The organism is Octadecabacter sp. SW4, assembly GCF_008065155.1.
In the GTDB taxonomy this organism is placed as follows: Bacteria; Pseudomonadota; Alphaproteobacteria; order Rhodobacterales; family Rhodobacteraceae; genus SW4.
Genome location: NZ_CP042819.1, coordinates 1,661,621 through 1,682,088 on the forward strand (window position 1 = coordinate 1,661,621; position 20,468 = coordinate 1,682,088).

Genomic DNA, 20,468 nt, shown 5'->3' on the forward strand with positions numbered 1-20,468 from the left:
GGGTCTGGAATACCCGTAACTGCGCCGCGACAGACCTGTGGTATCGTGTTTGGATTGAACCTTTATGAAAGGCGATTTCCATGAAGCCGATACTTCCCCTTGCCTGCGCGGCCCTGATGGCCAGCGCCACCACCCTGACGGCGCTGTCGGTCAATCACACCGGCCTGATCACCGAAAGCCACACTCATCTGGTCACACCCGACAGCCTCCGGATCAACCTGCGAAACCTCACGACATTTGTCGTGCGCAACACTGGTGAAAGGCGTAACCGCACCGGCGAATTACACCGCATCTGGGTCGAGATGAGCGCTGACGGGGAATTCAACTCGTATACGCTAACCCCGGCCATGCTCACCCCTGCAAGCGGGCGCGACAGCAACGGCACCTATATCGAAATCGACGACCCTGATCGGGTGCGCATCACCGCACCGCGCCCCGCCGCTCTGGACGATCTTTGGGTGAACGTAGCGCGCGGGTCCGAAATTACCCTGACTTTCCGCTTTCGCGAGCTTGATTGTAAGGGTGATAATGTCTGTAACCGCGACAATTCCGGCAGTTATACCGTGGCGATGACCCTGCCCGCCTTGCCCGCAACCTTACCCACGACCTGCACAGCGGCGAACCGTTTTACCATCTCGCTTCTGGACGATGTGCCCACCTTTTTCGGCCCCGCAGCGCCTGTGCGCATGACCCGGCTAGCCAGCGGCGATGTGCTGCTCCACCCGACCGATGGCACGCTTTGTATCACGCAGGCCATTGCCGAATAATGAGGCACTGGCAACCGCGCGCCGGTTTCGCTAGACCCATGTCAGGCCATAGGGGCGAGACCATGAACGACACCATTCTTTCACGTTGCGAGGCAAGCGGGCTGCGCATGACCGACCAGCGCCGCACGATTGCCGGCGTTCTTGAAGCGGCGGACGACCACCCCGACGTCGAGGAACTTTATGCCCGTGCCAGCGCTGCCGATCCGCGCATTTCACTGGCCACGGTCTATCGCACCGTCAAATTGTTCGAAGAATCCGGCATTCTGGACAAGCACGACTTTGGTGATGGGCGCGCGCGCTACGAAACGGCTGACCGCGAACACCACGACCACCTGATCGATATGAACTCGGGCGAGGTGATCGAATTTGTCGATCCCGATATCGAAGCGCTGCAGGAAAAGATCGCCGCGAAACTGGGCTATACGCTCAAGGGGCATCGGCTGGAATTGTATGGCGTGCCAAAAAAGAAAGACAATTGATGGCCGATCCCCGCCCCCTTTTGGCTGTCCTGATCGATGCCGACAACGTGCCCGCAAAACACGCCGAGGCGATCCTGGAAGAGGTCGCGCGGATCGGTGAACTGGCCCTGCGCCGCGTCTATGGCGACTGGTCGGCGGATGCGTTGCGCGGTTGGGCCGCCAAAATCCCGGCGCTTGGGCTGGTCGCGCGACAGGAGACGGCCAATACCAAGGGCAAGAATGCCAGCGACATCGGCCTTGTGATCGACGCGATGGACATCCTGCACAGCGGAAAATTCGACGGTTTTGTGCTGGTCTCATCCGACAGCGACTTTACCGCCCTTGCCAACCGCCTGCGCGAAGATGGGCGCACTGTGATCGGCATTGGCGAAAGCAAAACACCTGACAGCCTGCGCAACGTTTGCAACCGGTTCATTCTGATTGAAAACCTGATCGAAACCCCCGCCGCCAAGACAAAAACGCCCGCTGCGGCGCAGGCTCTCAAGTTCTTTCGCGATGCGATAGCCAAAAGCGATCAGGACGACGAGTGGTATCATCTTGGCGGCATTGGCAGCACGATCCAGGCCGCGCACCCCGATTTCGACACCCGCACCTATGGCCATGCCAAGCTGTCGTCCCTGGTCAAAGCGATCCCGCAGATCGAAACAAAACAGAACGGCACCCACCTGATGATCCGGCTCAAACCCTGATGGACAACCTGCGCGGCAGCGTCCTGATGGTGCTGGCCATGGCCGGATTTGCGATCGAGGACATGTTCATCAAACAAATCGCCGGCACCCTGCCCGTGGGACAGGTTGTCGTGTTTCTCGGGCTGGGTGGCACGGTCTTTTTCGGCGCGCTGGCGCTGCGTTTCGGGGACCGGCTGTTCTCGCCCGCGCTGCTGCATCCCGCCTTCATCACCCGCAACATCTGTGAAGTCGGTGGCACGCTCGGCTTTGTCAGCGCGATTGCGCTTACGCCTATTTCCACGGCCTCGGCGATCCTGCAGGCGACCCCGCTGGTGGTGACGCTGGGGGCCGCGCTTTTCCTGGGCGAAACTGTGGGCTGGCGGCGCTGGCTGGCGATCCTGATTGGTCTGTTTGGCGTAACCCTGATCATCCGTCCGGGCATGGAGTCGTTTGATATAAAATCCCTGCTCGCCGTGATTGGCGTGGTCGGCCTTGCCGGACGTGACCTTGCCACGCGCCGGATTCCGCCCGGAATCAGCACGCGCCAGATCACCTTTTACGCCTTTGTCGTGTCGATCCTGACGGGGGCGATCCTGCTGTGGCTTGGGGTCACGGGCGATCAACTGCTGGTGCCTGGCATGACCGACAGCTGGCGCATGGCAGGCGCATTGGTGGTCGGGCTTGGCGCCTATTATCTGATCGTCATGGCCACGCGGATCGGCGATATGTCAGTGGTCGCCCCGTTCCGCTATTCGCGGCTGGTGTTCGCGCTGATCGTCGGGGTGATCGTCTTTCAGGAGCGCCCTGATACATTCACCCTTGTGGGGGCGTTGATCATCGTCGGGTCAGGCATCTACACGCTTTGGCGCGAGTCCCGCTTGCGGCGCACTTCCCTAAGGGCGGCCAAGGCGGTATAGGAAATTGAATCGCGCGCTGTTTGCGCTAACAAACCCAAAGGACCCCGCCATGAGCATCATTATCGACGTTTACGCCCGCGAAATCCTCGACAGCCGTGGCAACCCCACCGTCGAAGTCGATGTGACCCTGGAGGACGGCACAATGGGGCGCGCGGCTGTCCCATCGGGGGCCTCAACCGGCGCCCACGAAGCGGTGGAAAAACGCGACGGCGACAAGGCGCGCTACATGGGCAAGGGCGTGCTGAAGGCGGTCGCGGCCGTGAACGGTGAAATCGCCGAAGCGATTGTCGGCTTTGACGCCACCGAACAGGTCGCCATCGACATGACCATGATTGAACTCGACGGCACCCCCAACAAGGCCCGCCTTGGCGCAAACGCAATTCTGGGCGTGTCGCTGGCCGTGGCCAAGGCGGCGGCCGATTACTGCGAACAACCGCTGTTTCGCTACATCGGCGGGACTTCGGCCCGCGTGTTGCCCGTGCCAATGATGAACATCATCAACGGCGGCGAACATGCTGATAACCCTATCGATATTCAGGAATTCATGATCATGCCGGTCTCGGCGGATAACATCCGCGAGGCGGTGCGCATGGGATCAGAGGTGTTCCATACCCTCAAGAAAGAACTCAGCGCGGCAGGCCACAACACCGGGATCGGCGACGAGGGCGGCTTTGCCCCGGGCCTTGCCAGCACCCGCGATGCACTTGATTTCATCATGACCGCGATCAAGAAGGCAGGCTACACACCGGGCAGCGATATCTACCTCGCGCTCGACTGCGCCGCGACCGAATACTACAAAGACGGCAAATACGAGATGAAGGGCGAAGGGGTCTCGCTCACCTCGGCCGAAAACGCCGATTACCTGGCGAAACTGGCCGCCGACTACCCGATTATCAGCATCGAGGACGGCATGTCCGAAGACGATTGGGACGGCTGGAAGCTGCTGACCGACAAGATCGGCGACAAGGTGCAACTGGTCGGTGACGATCTGTTCGTGACCAACCCTGCCCGTCTGGCCGACGGCATCGCCAAGGGCAGCGCCAATTCCATGCTGGTCAAGGTCAACCAGATCGGCACGCTGACCGAAACGCTGCAAGCCGTCGACATGGCGCACCGCGCGCGTTTCACCAACGTCATGTCGCACCGCTCGGGCGAAACCGAAGACGCGACGATCGCCGACCTTGCGGTCGCCACCAACTGCGGCCAGATCAAGACCGGCTCGCTCTCGCGTTCGGACCGGCTGGCAAAGTATAACCAGTTGATCCGGATCGAAGAAATGCTGGGGGAAACCGCCACTTACGCCGGGCGCAGCATCTTGAAGTGACGGCCGGCCAGATTATCGCGCATCTCAACCTCGCCCCCCATCCGGAGGGCGGGTTTTATCGCCAGACCTGGGTGGCTGACGCCGCTGGTCGGCCATCGGGCAGCTGGCGCATGGATGAGACCGGCATCAAGGTCTGCGGCAACTGGACGTATATGTATCGGGCCGTCGATGGGCTGGGCACCACCATCGACTATTACGTGTCCGCCATCCGCCATGCAAAAGCGGTCAAACGCTTTTCGGGCAAGGCGCTGCCTGGCGGTAAAGCTGGGAACAGCCAATCAAGATCAACACTGACAAGACCGGACGTAAAAGCCAGACGATCCGTGAACTGAAGCAGTACGGTCCTTGCCCCAAGGAGGTTCAGCACCGGCAGGTGCCCGCCCCTTGGGCCGGACTCTCATCCCAGATGAATGAAAATCCCGCGACAGGTCGAGGCTGACCCCCGGCGTCTGCGTCGTGCAAAAAGCAGTTGTGGATACGGACCCACCTCGGCAAATCTGACTTACCGTCAGCCTCGCAGAGGGCGCAGCCGGGCGGTCAAGCGTTGGAGCCTCGTTTCTTCCAGAACCAAAGCCAATACGAACAGCCGACGCTGCATCGCGGCATGACAAACCAGGGTGATTTCTGCGCCTAGCGCCTATTTTTTGACGGTTGGGCGGCGAATTGCACATCTTTAAAGCAGATTTGCTGCAACGCCGAAATTTAACCCGGCTCCGGGCTTGCCCGTCCGTCCGTCAAAATCGAGGTTGTAGCAGCTTCAGCATGGAGCGCCGCGAACGGGACAGTCTTGCAGGACCCTACCCGTCCGCAGCTACAGCAAACGCTGTGTGGAAAAGCATTGGTCCTTTGACATGTCTGCGTCAAGACGGCTCCGCTCTCCCGCACACCAAAGGGGGATACCCAAATGAGATTTTCTATCAAACAGACACTTACTGCGACCGCTGCGATTCTGATCGCAAGTTCAGCTGCCAGCGCAGATTGCGAGGAGCCGATCAAGGTTGGCGTGCTGCACTCTCTGTCCGGCACGATGGCCATTTCCGAGACGACGCTGAAGGACACGATGGAGCTTCTTATCGCACAACAGAATGCCGCTGGAGGTTTGCTGGATTGCGAAATCGAAGCGGTCGTCGTCGATCCCGCGTCCGACTGGCCTTTGTTTGCCGAAAAGGCGCGTGAACTGCTCACCGTGTCCGAGGTCGACGTCATCTTCGGCTCCTGGACCTCCGTCTCGCGCAAATCCGTATTGCCTGTTCTGGAGGAACTGAACGGTCTGATGTTCTATCCCGTGCAATATGAAGGTGAAGAAAGCTCGCGCAACGTGTTCTACACGGGGGCCGCACCGAACCAACAGGCGATCCCCGCTACCGATTATTTCCTCGAGGAACTGGGCGTCGAGAAATTCGCTCTGCTCGGGACGGACTATGTCTATCCCAGAACCACCAACAACATCCTCGAGCAATACCTGCTTGATGCGGGCATCCCCGAGGAAAACATCTTCGTCAACTACACGCCGTTCGGTCATTCCGACTGGTCCACCATTGTGGCGGATGTGGTTGAACTGGGCGCGGATGGCTCTCAGGTGGGCGTGATCTCCACCATCAACGGCGACGCAAACATCGGTTTCTACAAAGAGCTGGCCGCCGCCGGCATCTCTGCCGATGACATTCCGGTCGTGGCTTTCTCGGTAGGTGAAGAAGAGCTCTCCGGCCTTGATACCTCGGACCTCGTCGGCCACCTTGCCGCGTGGAATTACTTTCAGTCTGCGGAATCCGACCTGAACGACGAATGGGTCGCCGCCTGGAAAGAGGCCATGGGCGAAGACCGCGTGACCAATGACCCGATGGAAGCCCACTACATCGGCTTTAACATGTGGGTGAACGCGGTCACCGAGGCCGGCACCACGGATGTGGATGCGGTGCGCGAGGCGATGTATGGACAGGAATTCCCCAACCTTACCGGCGGGACGGCTGTCATGTTGCCCAATCACCACCTCGCCAAGCCGGTGCTGATCGGTGAAATCACCGCAGACGGGCAGTTCGACATCATCAGCCAGACCGAAGAAGTCCCAGGCGATGCATGGACCGACTTCCTGCCAGAATCTGCTGTTCTGGTCTCCGACTGGAAAGACCTCGGGTGTGGCATGTTCAACACCGAGACCCAGACCTGCGTTCAGCTGACCTCGAACTACTAAGACCAGTGACCGGGCGCGCCGATCCGCGCGCCCGGCTCCCCGTCAATATTTCTCCTGACCGAAAGCCCTTTGCCTTATGGTTCGTGTCCTGCTCAGCCTGATGTGGTTGCTGGCTTCTGTCAGCCTTGCCTCGGCGCAAGATCTACAGTCTATCTTGCAGACCCATGCCCAAGAGGTGGCAAAGCCCTCGCGCAATTCTGTTGGGGTCGTGCTGGACGACATGGTTGCGTCCGGCCTGCCACAAGTTCCCGTCTTTCTTGAGCAATGGATCGCGCGGAGCGTCTGGCAGGACGATGCCACCGGCCTGTTCTATATCGCGAGCGAAGACGACAACACGCTCACCCTGCGCGACGTAGATTCCGGCGAAGAAACAACCGCATCATCCGAGGTTTTCAGCCAATTGCGCCCCAATGGCGGCGTGCGGCGTGTCATCGGCACGGCGCTGGTGCAGTTCCAATTGTCAGACCCGGACCCGGTGCGCCGCCAGGCAGCGCTTGATAGCATCTCGCGGCGCAGTGACGCCAGCCAGCTTGAACCGCTCCTGGCCGCACTCGCAGGTGAAGACGATCCAGCCTTGCGCGCCCGCAAAGAGCAATTGATCAATTTTCTCACCGCCCGATTTGGCGACGACCCCGAACAGCGCGTCGCCGCCATCGCGAGTCTGTCCTCGGACACCTCTGTCGAGGCCCGCGCGGTGCTGAGCCAGATCCTCGCTGTCGACAGCGGCGTGGCCTCCGCGCAGCCTGCGGGAAACATCGCCCGCATCCTTGACCCGATGGAAGATAGAGCCGCGAGCTACGAAGACCTCGTCGAGGCCGGTCTCGCCCCCGCTATCGTGCCCGCCAGCGAGGTCCGCGCCGCCCTTGAGGCCAATATCGTCGATGGCCGCGTCGGCGGCATTCCACTGGCGCAATTGAACCGTCAAGACAGACGCGATGACGCCTATCGCGCACTCGCCCGCGATGGCATCGTGCCGCCGCTGGTAACACAGGATGACATCACCACTGCGCTGCAAAACGCTGTCTTCTACGAGGTCTACGACGAAGACGATCCCATCATCACCAATGCTGCCCGTGCCACGCTTGACGCGATTCAAACACGGGTGGGCTGGGCGCAGACGTTGGATTTAACGCTCGACGGCTTGTCACTGGCGTCGATCTATTTCCTCGCGGCGATTGGGCTTGCCATTACGTTTGGGCAAATGGGCGTCATCAATATGGCTCATGGAGAGTTCATCATGATGGGCGCCTACACAGGCTATGTGGTGCAACTGATCCTCCCCAACTACACGGTGTCGCTGATTGTTGCCCTGCCGCTTGCCTTTGCGATCACCTTCGGTGCGGGCATTGTGATGGAACGGCTGGTGATCCGGCACCTCTATCATCGCCCGCTTGAGACCTTGCTGGCCACCTTCGGTATATCCATTGCACTGCAACAGATCGCCAAGAACATCTTTGGGACACAGGCCCGCCCGTTGACATCACCCGATTGGCTGGGCGGTGCGCTGGTGATCTCTGACGTGATCCAGATCAGCTATATCCGTATCGCGATCTTCGTGCTGGCGCTCGTGTTCCTGTTTGCGCTGCTCTATATTCTGAAACGCACCCGACTGGGGCTGGAAGTCCGGGCGGTGACGCAAAACCCCGGCATGGCGGCCTCGATGGGCATCAACCCAGACCGCATCAACATGATGACCTTTGGTCTGGGGTCCGGCATTGCGGGGGTCGCGGGTGTCGGTATCGGCCTTTACGCGCAGGTGACTTCCGAAATGGGTGCCAATTACATCGTGCAAAGTTTCATGACCGTGGTGGTGGGCGGTGTTGGCTCGGTTTTTGGCACTTTGGCCGGGGCCGGGCTGATCGGATTCCTGCAAAAGGGCATCGAGTGGTTGAACCCGTCCAATACGCTGGCGGCGCAGACATACATGATCCTCTTTATCATCTTGTTCATCCAATTCCGGCCCAAGGGTATCGTCGCCCCCAAAGGCCGGGCAGCGGCGGATTAAACCATGACCCAGACGCACACCCAGCGCAAATCCTTCATCGCCCGAAACCCCTCAGTCCTCTACTTCCTCGCCGCGCTCGCTCTATTCACCGTCGGCGTCACGATCCTGTCCGAGGCCGCTGGCCTGGGCTTCATCTCCACCTCTTTCGTCAAGACGTTGGGCAAAACGCTGTGCCTGTGCCTGATCGCCATCGCGATGGACGTGGTCTGGGGATATTGCGGTATTCTCAGCCTCGGCCATTTCGCCTTCTTCGGAATCGGCGGCTATGCCATCGGGATGTGGCTGATGTATGCCCGCACCGAAATCATCGTCGCCCAAAGCCTTGCCGGGCAGGTCATCCCGCCGACACCGCAAGAAATATCAGACGCCATCGGCAACCAGATTTTCGGCGTTGTCGGCTCGTCCGAATTTCCGCTGATTTGGGCCTTCGCGGACAGTCTTTTCTTCCAAATGGCTTTCGTTGTTCTGATCCCCGGCCTTTTGGCGCTGGTATTTGGCTGGCTTGCCTTTCGCAGCCGTGTCACAGGCGTTTACTTGTCAATCCTGACCCAAGCCATGACACTGGCCCTCGCACTCTACCTGTTCCAGAACGACAGCGGGCTGCGCGGCAACAACGGGTTATCGGGGCTGCAAAACATCCCGGGGTTCGCCGACAGCGGCCAGGATGTGATCTCCGTCGTTTTCTTCCTCGGCTCAGCCTTCGCCCTCGCGCTGGGCTATCTGCTGTTTGCCTGGATCACCGACAGCAAGCTGGGCAGCATTATTCAGGCTATTCGCGATGACGAGTCGCGTGTTCGTTTCCTGGGCTACCATGTGGAAAGCTATAAACTCTTCGTCTTCACCGTTACCGCCATTGTCGCGGGCATCGCAGGCGGGCTCTACTACCCGCAAGCGGGCATCATCAACCCCGCCGAAATCGCCCCCATCGCGTCGATCTATCTGGCTGTCTGGGTCGCCATCGGCGGACGGGGGCGGCTCTATGGCGCCGTCATCGGTGCGGCGGTGGTATCGCTGTTGTCCAGTTGGTTTACGGGCGGCGGTGCGCCCAGCATCGACCTTGGGGTCTACACGATCCAATGGGTCGATTGGTGGCTGGTGCTGCTCGGCCTGACCTTTGTCGTGGTCACGCTGTTCGCCCCCAAGGGTATCGGCGGCTTGTTTGACAAACTGGTGCGTAAATCATGAGCACGCTTTTGGAAATGTCAGGAATCTCAAAGTCTTTTGACGGATTTCAGGCGATCAAGAACCTCAGTCTACAGATCGGCGAGCCTGAATTGCGCGCCGTGATCGGCCCCAATGGTGCGGGCAAGACGACCTTTATGGACATCATAACCGGCAAGACGAAGCCGGATGAGGGCTACATTCTGTTCGGCGACAACAGCCGTTCTCTCATTGGCATGTCAGAAAGCCGGATCGCCATGCTTGGGATCGGACGAAAGTTCCAGAAGCCCACAGTCTTTGAGGCGCAAACCGTGCGCGAAAATCTTGCCATGGCGTTGAAAAACCCGCGTGGCGCCCTCTCGGTCCTGTTCTATCGCAAGACCCCCGAAGGCGCGGCGCGGCTTGAGGAGATCGCCGACGAAATCAACCTGACCGACCATCTGACCCGCCTCGCCGGAGAGCTAAGCCATGGGCAAAAACAATGGCTCGAGATCGGGATGCTGCTTGCGCAATCGCCCCGGCTGTTGTTGGTCGATGAACCCGCGGCCGGCATGACGGCACATGAACGCGAACACACCACCGACATCTTGAAAAAGGCCGCCGAGACCCGCGCGGTGATCGTGGTGGAACATGATATGGAATTCGTGCGGCGGCTGAACTGCAAGGTGACGGTGTTGCATGAAGGGTCGGTGCTGGCCGAAGGGTCACTGGATCATGTCACCAAGAACCCGACCGTTGTGGACGTTTATTTGGGGCGCACCGATGCTGGAGATTGAGAACCTGAACCTGAAATACGGGCAATCCCAGATCCTTCACGGGATCACATTGAACGCGCCTGTGGGTCAGGTCACTTGTGTGACGGGCACGAACGGGGTTGGCAAAACCAGCCTGTTGAAAGCCATCGCCGGGCGGCACCCCTTCTCGGGCGGGACGATCACGCTTGATGGCGCCAACCTGCAATCGGGTCGTGCCGCCCTGTCGGCCCATGCAGGCGTCGGGTATGTGCCGCAGGGACGCGAGATTTTCCCGCTCATGACAGTTGAAGAGAACCTTGAAACGGGCTTTGCCTGCCTTCCCAAATCCGAGCACAAGATTCCGGATGACATATTCGACCTCTTCCCAGTCCTCGCTGAAATGAAGGCCCGGCGTGGCGGTGACTTGTCTGGCGGCCAGCAACAGCAGCTTTCCATTGCGCGGGCTCTCATCGCCCGTCCCAAGGTGCTGCTGCTGGATGAACCGACCGAGGGCATCCAGCCCAATATCATCCAGATGATTGGCCGCACCATTCGGCTCCTGCGCGATCGGGGCGACCTGGCCATCATACTTGTCGAACAGAACTTCGAATTCGCCTACCTCAACTCCGACCATTTCCACATCATGCAACGCGGACAAATCACGAAATCTATCCCAAAGTCCCAAGCACAAAGGGACACACTCTTGGACGCACTCGCGCTCTGAGTGATTGGTTGGCGCTAAGTGGTGCTGGCATGGCAGACGGATCGCATGCGGTCTGTTGCGTGAAACGCCCGATCATAAATGTCGTCCCTTGCGCCTGCTGCCAGTGGCCACTTCCAAGAACATAGCTGCCGTCCATGAAAAGCGCCGCATCAGTCAGTTTGGCGCTTTGCGAACTTTCCCGACAGCGCGGTTCAGCTGTGTTCGGCTCAATCGGGGATATCCACCGACATCGGCGGGCCGGCCTTCGCGACATTGACGGCGGTTGCGCCAATGGCGGCTTTCAACTCCGCGGGCGAGATAATGTCCAAATGGACCTCCCTGCGCCTTGGCGACCTCGGCCTCCGCTAAGCTGCCACACGCTCATGATGGGTGATCTTGGGTTTGAACGCGCCCATTACCATTTCTGTGACCAGTGGCATGACATTCGCCATTCCGACCAACTGCTCTCGACCCTCCAGTGTCAGGAAAGCCGCGCTCAATTTGCCTACCGGAACGGAAGCTTGGGCCAAGGCAAGGAGCGCAGGCATCATCGGGACAAGGAAGACGAAGGCGTTTATCGTGAGAAAAGCGGTGCACGCCAGCTTGATCTTCATCCACCAGGCCCGCTCGCCAAAGGCAAACCACAAGATCAGATCGGTCACGATCTTCAAGCCGAGCCCCGGCAGAATGAGAATGTATGCGCTTTGCAGTTTGTAGGTGTAGACGGTGATGGTCGTTTCCGGATCGCTGTGCGCGAACAAAAGGCCGATCACGATATGGGACAGGATACCTCCCACATACATGATGGTGCCGACCTCGTGCAGAAATCCGATGAGCTTGCGCATGGGGGGGCTCCTGTCAGTGTGTTTTGGATGGCGAGGCGCAGTGCCGGGGTGCGGCCGACCCAAGCTGCGCCTCACCTCAGCGCGAACGCTTCCGTGTGGATGTTCTTGCGGCTCACACCTTCTTCTTTCAGGCCTTTCATCAGGCCCTCGATCATGGGTTTCGGCCCGCACATGAAGTATTCATAGGTGTCAAGCGGATCGGGCAAATTTTCCCTCATCTTGTCGGTGCGTGCAAAGTTGCCTTCCTCCGAAAAGAGCGGGATCAGCGTGATATTGCCCAGCTCGGCTGCGCGTGCCTTCAACTCATCCAGAAAGATCGCATCCTGTTTCTCGCGCGCCGCATAGACCAGGTGGATCTGCCGGTCGTCGCCCGGCTGCATCGCGCGCAGTTTCGACGCGAAGGGCGTCAGGCCAATGCCACCCGCGAGCCAAATCTGCTTCTTGCCAGTCGTTTTCGCCGCATCGAAGCGCCCGTAGGGGCCGCGGACCATGACGTCGCGGCCCGGTTGAAGCTCCTCGCGCACCTTGCGGGTCCAGTCACCCAGAACTTTCATGGTGAAGCGCAACCGATCCTCGCCCGGCGCACTTGAGATCGTGAACGGATGCGGCTCCGACCACCCCTTGCCCTGCACCTCGACAAAGGCGAACTGGCCGGGCTTGAAGTCGATCATATCCGCGACCGGTTTCAAAACCACTTCGGTGGCACGCTCCAGAGCGTTCACAGCCTCAACCGTGAACCGCACCGCCGTGCGCCGGTTCATCCCGAAGATCGAATAGACAAGGCAAACAACACCTATGATAGCCGCCAGGATCAGCAAGACACCCGAGGCGCTGAACCGTTCAAAGAAGATGCCGGGTGCGGTCATAAAATGGCCGATTATCAGCACATAGACCAAGGCCATGACCTTGTGGGTCGGACGCCAGCGAGAGTATCTGATCTTTCTGTTGAGAGCGATGAATAGCCCAACGACAAGAAGGATCAACCCAAGTATGCCCAGGGGAACAGACGGCACCAAGGTGTTCGCAACGGGATCAACGCCCACGGGCAATTCTTTTGGCACACCAAACAGGTGAACCAACGCAAAGATCGCGGCGAACGTCCCGGCCACACGGTGCACTTGGTACATGCGATCGAGTCCGCCAAAGAGGTCTTCAAAAATCTCAAGGCGCGTAGACAGGATGACGGACGACGTCATCAGCAAAAAGGCGATCCCGCCCAGCATCGTGGTGCCGGTTGTTCGCGGCGCGTGAGCGTCCGGCGGAAATCCCAGATGCAGAATGATGAACAGCAACAGCACTGTGGCGATGGCCAGTGGCCCTTGTCGGCGAAGCATGGCAGGTCCTCCTCGTTCTTGAATTATTCTGCGGGGGGCGGATTGATGGCGGCGCGGGCAGCGACGTTGATGGAGAACCCAAGAAGAAACTCTTCTTCGGTCAGGACGGCATCGTTGTCCGCATCGGCACGGCGAAAGTCGGCCAGCAGCGACTGACGGTGTTCCGTTCGTGTAATTTCGTTGTCGCCGTCGCGATCCCAGAAGGCGAAAACAACCCGCAGGGCGGTTTCATAGGCCGCGGCCCGGCCCGCATCTTCAGCCACTTGTTCCATGCCAAAACCCCAAGAAAGGAACTCGCCCAGGGACAGCCGGTTGTCTTGGTCATGGTCCATCGAGACAAAGACATCGCCGCCAAAGTTTGTGAATTCGCCCTGGTCGATATAGCCGCGCTCGGCCCTGTCCACCGACTGGAAGGCAAGTTTGGCAAGATCACGCCCCTCGCTGGTTTGCGCCACGGTGCCGACCGGGGCCGCAAGCGCGGCAACCAGAAGACTGATGATGAATGATCTCCGCATGGATATGTCCTCCTGCTGGGTTTGACTGCTGCCAAACGCGACTCGCTTGACCTGCATATGCATAACTTGCAATTACAAGTCTTGTAAACACAAATATGCAAATGCAACACTTGCAGCCTGCAAGCCACGGAGGTATGGCATTGAGCAGGAGGCACTACATCATGACCCAAGTCCCTGAATCAGATGGGATTCGCGAAAATAGTTTCGGATTTCTTATCCAGACGCTTGCGCGGCGCATCGATGCCGACATGAAGGAACGCCTGAAGCAACACGGCGTGGACCTGAAGATTTTTGCCAACCTGATGTTTCTGTCTGCCAAAGATGGCGTCACGCAGCGTGAGATCGGGAACAGCCTTAACTTTCCAGACTACTACACCAGCAGAAACGTGGATGCCCTCATCAAAGATGGCTTTGCCGAACGGCGCCCGGACCCGAAAAGTCGCCGCACAACGCTGATTTTTTTGACCGAGAAGGGGCGGAAGAAAGCTGCTGAACTCCCGGATGTGATCCGGGCATCAAATGAGAAGTCACTCGCCGGTCTGAGTGCAAGCGAGCGCAAGCAAGTGATGCGCCTTTTGCACAAGGCTGCCGGAATGGGTTGAGAACACACTCAGTCGAATGTCCATCACATAGAATCCGCATCATCCACGCGCACCCAGCGGACGACAGGCCGACATTGGCGCACAGCGCAGCATTCGACACATTGGGCTTCCCACGCGCCCGTTCGAACGCTCAGTCCGCCATCACCGCCAGCCTAAACATAAAAAAGGGGGGACCGAAGCCCCCCCGTTAGTCTCGCCGTTCAGGCTCGTTTTGTTGTACCGCTCGGTTTTCTGCCTGCGGCCTGAACGTCGTGAAGGGGCGAGCGCACCCGCCCCTTGACCGAATTTAGCTACAGCCGGATGTCCCGCCGCAGGTGTTGCACTTCATGCAGGTGCCGTTGCGCACGAGGGTGTAGTTGCCGCATTCGCCGCAGGCCTCGCCCTCGTAGCCCTGCATCTTGGCCTTGTCGCGTGCGGTCAGGCTGACCGTGCCCGAGGCCATCGCCGTGGTGCTTGTGGCGACCGCAACATTGCCGCTGACCACTTCGGGCACCAGCGTGTTCAGCGCCGCGACCGGATCGGCCCCGTTGCCCAGCGACATGCCACCGGCCCCGCCCTGCAGCACCACCAGATCCTGTGGCAGGCGTTTGCGCAGATAGCCGGTAGAGCTGATCTGTTTGAGCACCTCGAGACTGCGCGAGGCCGCACTTTCCGACACTTCCTGAATGTTGGACACGCCCTCTTCTTCGCCACGCCCCAGATCATCAAAGGAATGACCTTCGGGTTTCACATGCGCCAGATCGGTGCGATCCAGATAGGACACGGCCAGTTCGCGGAAGATATAGTCAAGGATCGACGTCGCCTGCTTGATGCTATCGTTGCCCTGGACCATGCCCGCGGGTTCGAACTTGGTGAAGGTGAAGGCATCGACGAATTCCTCCAGCGGCACGCCATATTGCAGGCCCACGGACACGGCGATGGCAAAATTGTTCATCATCGCGCGGAACCCGGCCCCTTCCTTGTGCATGTCGATGAAAATCTCGCCAAGGCTGCCGTCTTCGTATTCGCCGGTGCGCAGGTAAACCTTGTGCCCGCCCACATTCGCCTTTTGGGTATAGCCCTTGCGCCGATGCGGCATCTTTTCGCGGTTAGAGCGCACGATTTCCTTGATGATGATCTTTTCGACGATCTTTTCGGCCAGCACGGCCGCTTTTTCGTGGTTCGAGCCACTTTCAAGCGTTTCTGCGGCCTCGTCGTCATCCTCGACCAGGGCGGCGGCCAAAGGCTGCGACAGTTTTGATCCGTCACGATACAGGGCGTTGGCCTTGATCCCCAGGCTCCACGACAGTTCATAGGCCTTCTGGCAGTCCTCGATCGTGGCGTCGTTGGCCATGTTGATCGTCTTGGAGATCGCCCCCGAGATGAACGACTGCGCCGCGGCCATCATGTAGATGTGGCTGTCAACACTCAGGAAACGCTTGCCTTTTTTACCGCAAGGGTTGGCGCAATCGAACACGCTGTAGTGTTCGGCCTTGAGGTGCGGCGCGCCTTCCAGTGTCATCGTGCCACAGACGTGGTCATTGGCGGCGTCCACATCGGCCCGCGTAAACCCAAGGTGGCGCAGCAGGTCAAACGTGGGATCGTTCAGCTTTTCGGCAGGAATACCCAGCGTCTTGGTGCAGAACTCTTCGCCCAGCGTCCACTGGTTCATCACAAAGCGGATATCGAAAGCGGATGGCAGCGCGGCTTCGATCTTGTCGATCTCGGCGGGGCCAAACCCGTGGCCGATCAGGCTGGTGTGGTTGATGCCGGGCGCGTTGCCAATGGTGCCGTGGCCCACCGCATAGCTGATGATTTCCTCGATCTGGGCAGACCCGTAACCAAGGGTTTCAAGGGCAGCGGGCACTGACTGGTTGATGATCTTGAAATAACCGCCACCGGCCAGTTTCTTGAACTTCACCAGCGCAAAGTCGGGCTCGATACCGGTGGTATCGCAATCCATGACCAGACCGATCGTGCCGGTAGGTGCAATGACGGAAACCTGCGCGTTGCGATAGCCATGCGTCTCGCCCAGCTTCAAGGCCTCGTCCCAGGCGCCCATCGCCAGATCGATCAGGCGGGCATCGGGGCAATTGGCATGATCAAGCGCCAGCGGCTTTGTCGCCAGCTTTTCATAGCCATCACTTGCGCCGTAAGCGGCGTTGCGGTGGTTGCGGATCACGCGCAGCATGTGGTCGGCGTTCTTCGCGTAGCCCGGGAATGACCCCAGCTCGCCCGCCATTTCGGCGGATGTGGCATAGGACACGCCGGTCATGATCGCGGTCAGCGCACCACACATGGCGCGGCCCTCGGCGCTGTCATAGCCAAAGCCCATGTTCATCAGCAAACCGCCAATATTGGCATAGCCCAGACCCAGCGTGCGGAAATCATAAGACCGCTGCGCGATTTCCTTGGACGGGAACTGCGCCATCATCACCGAAATTTCCAGCGTCACGGTCCAAAGGCGCGTGGCATGCATATAGTCTTCGACCTGGAACTCGCCGTCCTTATAAAAGGTCAGCAGGTTCATCGAGGCAAGGTTACAGGCGGTGTCGTCCAGGAACATGTATTCGCTGCACGGGTTCGATCCGCGGATCGCCCCATCTTCGGGGCAGGTGTGCCAATCGTTGACCGTGTCGTGATACTGGATGCCCGGATCGGCGCAGGCCCATGCGGCATGCCCTACCTGTTCCCACAGCTCGCGCGCCTTGATGGTCTTGTGAACTTCGCCATTCTTGCGGTTGATCAGATCCCAGTCGCCATCGGTCTCCACGGCCTTGAGGAACGCATCCGTCACGCGGATCGAGTTGTTGGAATTCTGGCCCGAAACCGAGTTGTAGGCCTCGCTGTCCCAGTCCGTATCATAGGTCGGAAATTCGATGCTGGTGTGACCCTGCTTGGCATAATCCAACACGCGCTTGATATATGTTTCGGGAATCATCGCCCTTTTGGCATCCCGAATTGCACTTTTCAAACCTTCGTTGGTATTTGGGTCATAGGCGTCGGCCTCGGCCCCGTCCCATGTGCGGATCGCGGAAAAGATACCGTTCAGCTTTTGCTCGTGCATTTTCGACCCGGCAACGATGCTGGCGACCTTCTGTTCCTCAAGCACCTTCCAGTTGATGAACTCCTCGATATCGGGGTGGTCCGCATCGACGATCACCATCTTGGCGGCGCGCCGTGTAGTGCCGCCCGATTTGATTGCGCCCGCTGCGCGATCACCGATTTTCAAAAAGCCCATGAGGCCCGAAGATTTGCCACCGCCCGACAGGCTTTCACCGGCGGCGCGCAGGCTCGAAAAATTGGTGCCGGTGCCGGAGCCGTATTTGAACAGGCGCGCTTCGCGCACCCAAAGGTCCATGATGCCGCCGTCATTGACCAGATCGTCAGCGACCGATTGGATAAAACAGGCGTGCGGCTGCGGATGTTCATAGCTGCTGGTGGATTTGGTCAGCTTGCCGGTCTGGTAATCGACATAGTGGTGGCCCTGCGCCGGACCGTCGATGCCGTAAGCCCAGTGCAGACCGGTGTTGAACCACTGCGGGGAATTGGGCGCGGCGCGCTGGGTCGCCAGCATGAACCGCATCTCGTCATAATAGGCCTGCGCGTCGGCTTCGGTGGTGAAATAGCCACCCTTCCATCCCCAATAGGCCCAGGCCCCCGCCAAACGGTCAAACACCTGTTTGGCCGAGGTTTCGCCGCCCAGGGTCGCGCCCGTCGCAGGAACCGAGCGCCACAGAAATTCGGGCACGCCCTTTTCCTTGACCCGCTTGACCTCGGATGGGACGCCAGCCTTGCGAAAGTATTTTTGGGCGATGACATCGGATGCCACCTGGCTCCAGCCTTCGGGGATTTCGCAGTTTTCAAGTTTGAAGACGATTGTGCCGTCAGGATTTCGGATCTCGGACGTCGCTGATTTGAAGTTCAGCGCTGCATAGGCGTCCTGCCCGGCTTTCGTGAAATTACGGTCAATCTTCATTGTCTTCTGCCTCTTACTGGCGCCGTCTTATGCAGCGCTATCCCTTGTCCACGATGCTGTCGCATCGGCCGCTGATCGCGCAGGTTTGGCAAAATCCACCCGTTCCCGTGCCCCGATTTGGTGCACAAGCTCCAGCGGATCGTCATGCGACCCGGGTGTCTGTTGCTATCTGTCCCGCGCCGAATTGCACTATATGTTGTGTGCTGTCAGTCGGCCTGCACAAACTGGCGCATCTACCCCTAGTGGGTCAACGGGAAAAATTCACTAAATTTTGATTCTTTTATATTGACCAAAGCGGAAACACCCAATCGCGCGGCGTTCAACGATTCCTCCACCAGGTTCTCCACAGAACCACCCACAATTCGTTAACAAACCCGCGATCACAAAAAGCCAAGCGGCCCGCAGGGTTAAGGCAACAAGCTGATCCAGCACATGAACTGGCCGCGCAACGGTTCCGACGCACCCGAGGGATTCGCGTGCGATCTCCTTTCCCCCAAGCCCCCCATATGTCAGATGTTGAAAAATTGTCACGGAGTCTGCCATGCGCTTTTTCGCCCCCCTCGCCCTTGTGGTCCTCGCTGGGTGCACAGCCGTCGCTACCGGATCAACCGAAGCCGCCCTGCGCGGCGGCGCGCAACAGGCCTATTTCCCAAGCTATCCCGAAGGGTTGTTCTTTGCCGCCGCCGCCACATGTGACGAGCCGGGACAGACCGTCGTGCGCCCAAGCCGCGATGAGGTGCGTTGCGAATCCCTGCCCAGTCCACAAGCGGCGGCAGGTCTCATCCTTGAGCACAACGGCACGGTCGAAGATCTGCCGCGCTATGTTTTTGCGTTTCGCGGCGTGCAATCCGGCACGGGCTATATCGTAACCGCCGACACGCACATCCGCGTGCCGCAGCGCGACGGCGGCGCGCGCCTGTTGCGGTTGCGCGATGCCCGGCTCGAGGCGGAAATGCGCGAGATCCTGATGATTGCCGGCGGGCGGCCCGTTCAAACGAAATGACCCGCCGCAACGGTGCTGCGACGGGTCATTGACAGACCTGAGAAGGCCAGTCTTACCGATTAGTATTCCTAATAACACACCTTCTGCAATAATCCGTCGGCAAACGGCGATGTCGGCAGGAGCGGCGCACGACCCACGACTCCGCATGGCGGAGGGCTGGGCGGCTCACATTCATCTTCATCAAATGCCAAGGTAAAGGGCGATTTCGGCAGGTTCAGCGGTGCGCGCGCATTGTTATAAATACAAGGCTTGAGCTGTTGTGAATTTGTGCTACCGCGCGGCGTAACCCGGCCCGGCTTGCAGGTCCAGTTGTTGGAATAAAGCGTCTCGCCCGTGGTTTCCGAAATGGCGCGGGTCCATTCATCAGGATCGCAGCCATAACGATCTTGCAGAACCTCCGCGTTGTCAGGCCGCCATTCACCTGGCTCCGTGCGGATTTCGGCAAAAGCAGCGAAAGTAGTCGAAAATGTCAAGGTTGCCACGCAGGCGGCCGTTACAAGAGTCTTCATGATTATCCCCCAAAGGATAGTAAAAAGTTATTGTATAACGTTACGTTAACTAAAGACCACCGGGGCTGTCAACTCGATAGAACAGACCCGATGGCGCTCGCTATTACAACACCGCTGCGACGGGGGCTGATCGACCTTGCAGTCGTCGTTGGCCCGTTCAGCCGGTGCTCTCCAAGGGTGTCTCCGAGAATTCCTCCTCGATGGACGGGGTGCTGCCACGGTCGGTGACGCGACCCGGCTGGCAGGTCCAGTTATTCACGTAAAGCGTTTCGCCATTAATGCCGGATATGACCCGAATCCATTCAGTAGGATCGCAGCCATAGCGTTCTTCAAGAACGGCGGCGTTGTCAGGTTGCCACTCGCCTGGTGCGGTGCGGGTTTCGGCAAAAGCGGGTAGCGAACTTGTGACAACCAGAACAGCGGCGAAGGCAGTTAATACATTGGTTTTCATAGCATTTCTCCCCAAAACAGGAATTACAGACATCAGCCCAAGGCCGCCGAGTCGCTTGTGCCTCAACAACCTTCGACTAATTCCAATTATAAAATATATTGACGGGCCGCGTAAGTAAGGCCAGCCTGACTTGCAGTGCTAACGATATGAAAACGCCGTATAAATCACGCGGAATGTGCCAAATTCAGCCGATGGGGAAAGTGCGATCACATAAACCGCTTATTTGGTCGGGGCGGAGAGATTCGAACTCCCGACCCTCTGTTCCCAAAACAGATGCGCTACCAGGCTGCGCTACGCCCCGA

Annotated in this window: 18 protein-coding genes, 1 tRNA gene and 2 pseudogenes; 14 read left to right on the forward strand and 7 right to left on the reverse strand. The window is 59.0% G+C overall.

Features of this window, described 5'->3' with window-relative positions; translation table 11 throughout:
• Positions 1-80 precede the first annotated feature (80 nt).
• The 12 genes and pseudogenes from FTO60_RS08220 (at position 81) to urtE (ending at position 10,970) form a co-directional block, all read left to right on the forward strand.
• On the forward strand, positions 81-767 hold the full coding sequence (locus tag FTO60_RS08220; RefSeq protein WP_148055506.1) for a hypothetical protein: 687 nt from the start codon (positions 81-83) through the stop codon (positions 765-767).
• A 62-nt stretch (positions 768-829) separates the two neighbouring features.
• Positions 830-1,246, forward strand: a complete 417-nt coding sequence (locus FTO60_RS08225; RefSeq protein ID WP_148055507.1) for a Fur family transcriptional regulator — start codon at positions 830-832, stop codon at positions 1,244-1,246.
• Positions 1,246-1,935 (forward strand): NYN domain-containing protein, encoded by a 690-nt coding sequence (locus FTO60_RS08230; RefSeq protein WP_148055508.1) that lies wholly within the window; start codon positions 1,246-1,248, stop codon positions 1,933-1,935. The genes FTO60_RS08225 and FTO60_RS08230 overlap by 1 nt, the downstream gene beginning before the upstream one ends.
• Positions 1,935-2,831 (forward strand): DMT family transporter, encoded by an 897-nt coding sequence (locus FTO60_RS08235; protein WP_148055509.1) that lies wholly within the window; start codon positions 1,935-1,937, stop codon positions 2,829-2,831. The genes FTO60_RS08230 and FTO60_RS08235 overlap by 1 nt, the downstream gene beginning before the upstream one ends.
• A 49-nt stretch (positions 2,832-2,880) precedes the next feature.
• A complete protein-coding gene (gene eno, locus FTO60_RS08240; protein WP_148055510.1) occupies positions 2,881-4,155 on the forward strand; it encodes a phosphopyruvate hydratase in 1,275 nt (424 codons plus the stop codon).
• Positions 4,152-4,232: pseudogene (locus FTO60_RS18030) on the forward strand (cupin domain-containing protein); the annotation flags it as partial. The gene eno and the pseudogene FTO60_RS18030, both read left to right, overlap by 4 nt.
• Positions 4,233-4,244: 12 nt before the next feature.
• Positions 4,245-4,358, forward strand: a pseudogene (locus FTO60_RS18035) (DDE-type integrase/transposase/recombinase); the annotation flags it as partial.
• A gap of 701 nt (positions 4,359-5,059) precedes the next feature.
• On the forward strand, positions 5,060-6,346 hold the full coding sequence (urtA, locus tag FTO60_RS08250) for an urea ABC transporter substrate-binding protein (protein WP_148055511.1): 1,287 nt from the start codon (positions 5,060-5,062) through the stop codon (positions 6,344-6,346).
• Positions 6,347-6,422: 76 nt separating this feature from the next.
• On the forward strand, positions 6,423-8,351 hold the full coding sequence (urtB, locus tag FTO60_RS08255; protein ID WP_148055512.1) for an urea ABC transporter permease subunit UrtB: 1,929 nt from the start codon (positions 6,423-6,425) through the stop codon (positions 8,349-8,351).
• Positions 8,352-8,354: 3 nt separating this feature from the next.
• Positions 8,355-9,536: an urea ABC transporter permease subunit UrtC gene (gene urtC, locus FTO60_RS08260; protein WP_148055513.1), complete on the forward strand. Its 1,182-nt coding sequence runs from the start codon at positions 8,355-8,357 to the stop codon at positions 9,534-9,536.
• On the forward strand, positions 9,533-10,288 hold the full coding sequence (urtD, locus tag FTO60_RS08265; RefSeq protein ID WP_148055514.1) for an urea ABC transporter ATP-binding protein UrtD: 756 nt from the start codon (positions 9,533-9,535) through the stop codon (positions 10,286-10,288). The genes urtC and urtD overlap by 4 nt, the downstream gene beginning before the upstream one ends.
• Positions 10,275-10,970 carry an urea ABC transporter ATP-binding subunit UrtE gene (urtE, locus tag FTO60_RS08270; RefSeq protein ID WP_148055515.1) on the forward strand — a complete coding sequence of 232 codons (696 nt, stop codon included), beginning with the start codon at positions 10,275-10,277 and terminating at the stop codon, positions 10,968-10,970. Before urtD ends, urtE begins: the two co-directional genes overlap by 14 nt.
• Before the next feature lie 344 nt (positions 10,971-11,314).
• On the opposite strand, the gene FTO60_RS08275 is transcribed toward urtE, so the two are convergent.
• From FTO60_RS08275 to FTO60_RS08285, 3 genes are all read right to left on the reverse strand, one after another.
• The gene (locus FTO60_RS08275) at positions 11,315-11,794 is read right to left on the reverse strand and encodes an enoyl-CoA hydratase (RefSeq protein ID WP_148055516.1); all 480 of its coding nucleotides are present in this window, start codon (positions 11,792-11,794) and stop codon (positions 11,315-11,317) included.
• A 71-nt stretch (positions 11,795-11,865) separates the two neighbouring features.
• Positions 11,866-13,128, reverse strand: coding sequence for a ferric reductase-like transmembrane domain-containing protein (locus FTO60_RS08280; RefSeq protein ID WP_148055517.1), 1,263 nt, complete (start codon positions 13,126-13,128; stop codon positions 11,866-11,868).
• 23 nt (positions 13,129-13,151) lie between these two features.
• Complete coding sequence (locus FTO60_RS08285) at positions 13,152-13,643, reverse strand: EF-hand domain-containing protein (RefSeq protein WP_148055518.1); 492 nt, start codon at positions 13,641-13,643, stop codon at positions 13,152-13,154.
• 161 nt (positions 13,644-13,804) lie between these two features.
• Between FTO60_RS08285 and FTO60_RS08290 the strand changes: the two genes are divergently transcribed.
• Positions 13,805-14,245, forward strand: coding sequence for a MarR family winged helix-turn-helix transcriptional regulator (locus tag FTO60_RS08290; protein WP_172623848.1), 441 nt, complete (start codon positions 13,805-13,807; stop codon positions 14,243-14,245).
• A gap of 286 nt (positions 14,246-14,531) precedes the next feature.
• Here the strand turns inward: FTO60_RS08290 and FTO60_RS08295 are convergent, their stop codons facing one another.
• The gene (locus FTO60_RS08295; protein WP_148055520.1) at positions 14,532-18,203 is read right to left on the reverse strand and encodes a vitamin B12-dependent ribonucleotide reductase; all 3,672 of its coding nucleotides are present in this window, start codon (positions 18,201-18,203) and stop codon (positions 14,532-14,534) included.
• Between the two features lie 541 nt (positions 18,204-18,744).
• Between FTO60_RS08295 and FTO60_RS08300 the strand changes: the two genes are divergently transcribed.
• Entirely contained in the window at positions 18,745-19,206 is a 462-nt protein-coding gene (locus FTO60_RS08300; protein WP_148055521.1) for a hypothetical protein, read from the forward strand.
• 68 nt (positions 19,207-19,274) lie between these two features.
• Here the strand turns inward: FTO60_RS08300 and FTO60_RS08305 are convergent, their stop codons facing one another.
• From FTO60_RS08305 to FTO60_RS08315, 3 genes are all read right to left on the reverse strand, one after another.
• Positions 19,275-19,688 (reverse strand): hypothetical protein, encoded by a 414-nt coding sequence (locus tag FTO60_RS08305; protein ID WP_148055522.1) that lies wholly within the window; start codon positions 19,686-19,688, stop codon positions 19,275-19,277.
• Positions 19,689-19,872: 184 nt separating this feature from the next.
• Positions 19,873-20,166 carry a hypothetical protein gene (locus FTO60_RS08310; protein WP_148055523.1) on the reverse strand — a complete coding sequence of 98 codons (294 nt, stop codon included), beginning with the start codon at positions 20,164-20,166 and terminating at the stop codon, positions 19,873-19,875.
• Positions 20,167-20,390: 224 nt separating this feature from the next.
• Positions 20,391-20,467 (reverse strand) — tRNA-Pro (locus FTO60_RS08315).
• Between the last annotated feature and the right edge of the window lies 1 nt (position 20,468).

What these genes read in the sequence shown, in the direction of transcription:
- FTO60_RS08220 (WP_148055506.1), top strand. Translation starts at nt 81, where the DNA reads ATGAAGCCGATACTTCCCCTTGCCTGCGCGGCCCTGATGGCCAGCGCC.
- FTO60_RS08225 (WP_148055507.1), top strand. Translation starts at nt 830, where the DNA reads ATGAACGACACCATTCTTTCACGTTGCGAGGCAAGCGGGCTGCGCATG.
- FTO60_RS08295 (WP_148055520.1), bottom strand. Translation starts at nt 18,203, where the DNA reads ATGAAGATTGACCGTAATTTCACGAAAGCCGGGCAGGACGCCTATGCA.
- FTO60_RS08280 (WP_148055517.1), bottom strand. Translation starts at nt 13,128, where the DNA reads ATGCTTCGCCGACAAGGGCCACTGGCCATCGCCACAGTGCTGTTGCTG.
- FTO60_RS08290 (WP_172623848.1), top strand. Translation starts at nt 13,805, where the DNA reads ATGACCCAAGTCCCTGAATCAGATGGGATTCGCGAAAATAGTTTCGGA.
- FTO60_RS08310 (WP_148055523.1), bottom strand. Translation starts at nt 20,166, where the DNA reads ATGAAAACCAATGTATTAACTGCCTTCGCCGCTGTTCTGGTTGTCACA.
- urtB (WP_148055512.1), top strand. Translation starts at nt 6,423, where the DNA reads ATGGTTCGTGTCCTGCTCAGCCTGATGTGGTTGCTGGCTTCTGTCAGC.
- urtC (WP_148055513.1), top strand. Translation starts at nt 8,355, where the DNA reads ATGACCCAGACGCACACCCAGCGCAAATCCTTCATCGCCCGAAACCCC.
- FTO60_RS08285 (WP_148055518.1), bottom strand. Translation starts at nt 13,643, where the DNA reads ATGCGGAGATCATTCATCATCAGTCTTCTGGTTGCCGCGCTTGCGGCC.
- FTO60_RS08235 (WP_148055509.1), top strand. Translation starts at nt 1,935, where the DNA reads ATGGACAACCTGCGCGGCAGCGTCCTGATGGTGCTGGCCATGGCCGGA.
- eno (WP_148055510.1), top strand. Translation starts at nt 2,881, where the DNA reads ATGAGCATCATTATCGACGTTTACGCCCGCGAAATCCTCGACAGCCGT.
- urtD (WP_148055514.1), top strand. Translation starts at nt 9,533, where the DNA reads ATGAGCACGCTTTTGGAAATGTCAGGAATCTCAAAGTCTTTTGACGGA.
- FTO60_RS08300 (WP_148055521.1), top strand. Translation starts at nt 18,745, where the DNA reads ATGCGCTTTTTCGCCCCCCTCGCCCTTGTGGTCCTCGCTGGGTGCACA.
- FTO60_RS08275 (WP_148055516.1), bottom strand. Translation starts at nt 11,794, where the DNA reads ATGCGCAAGCTCATCGGATTTCTGCACGAGGTCGGCACCATCATGTAT.
- FTO60_RS08230 (WP_148055508.1), top strand. Translation starts at nt 1,246, where the DNA reads ATGGCCGATCCCCGCCCCCTTTTGGCTGTCCTGATCGATGCCGACAAC.
- urtA (WP_148055511.1), top strand. Translation starts at nt 5,060, where the DNA reads ATGAGATTTTCTATCAAACAGACACTTACTGCGACCGCTGCGATTCTG.
- urtE (WP_148055515.1), top strand. Translation starts at nt 10,275, where the DNA reads ATGCTGGAGATTGAGAACCTGAACCTGAAATACGGGCAATCCCAGATC.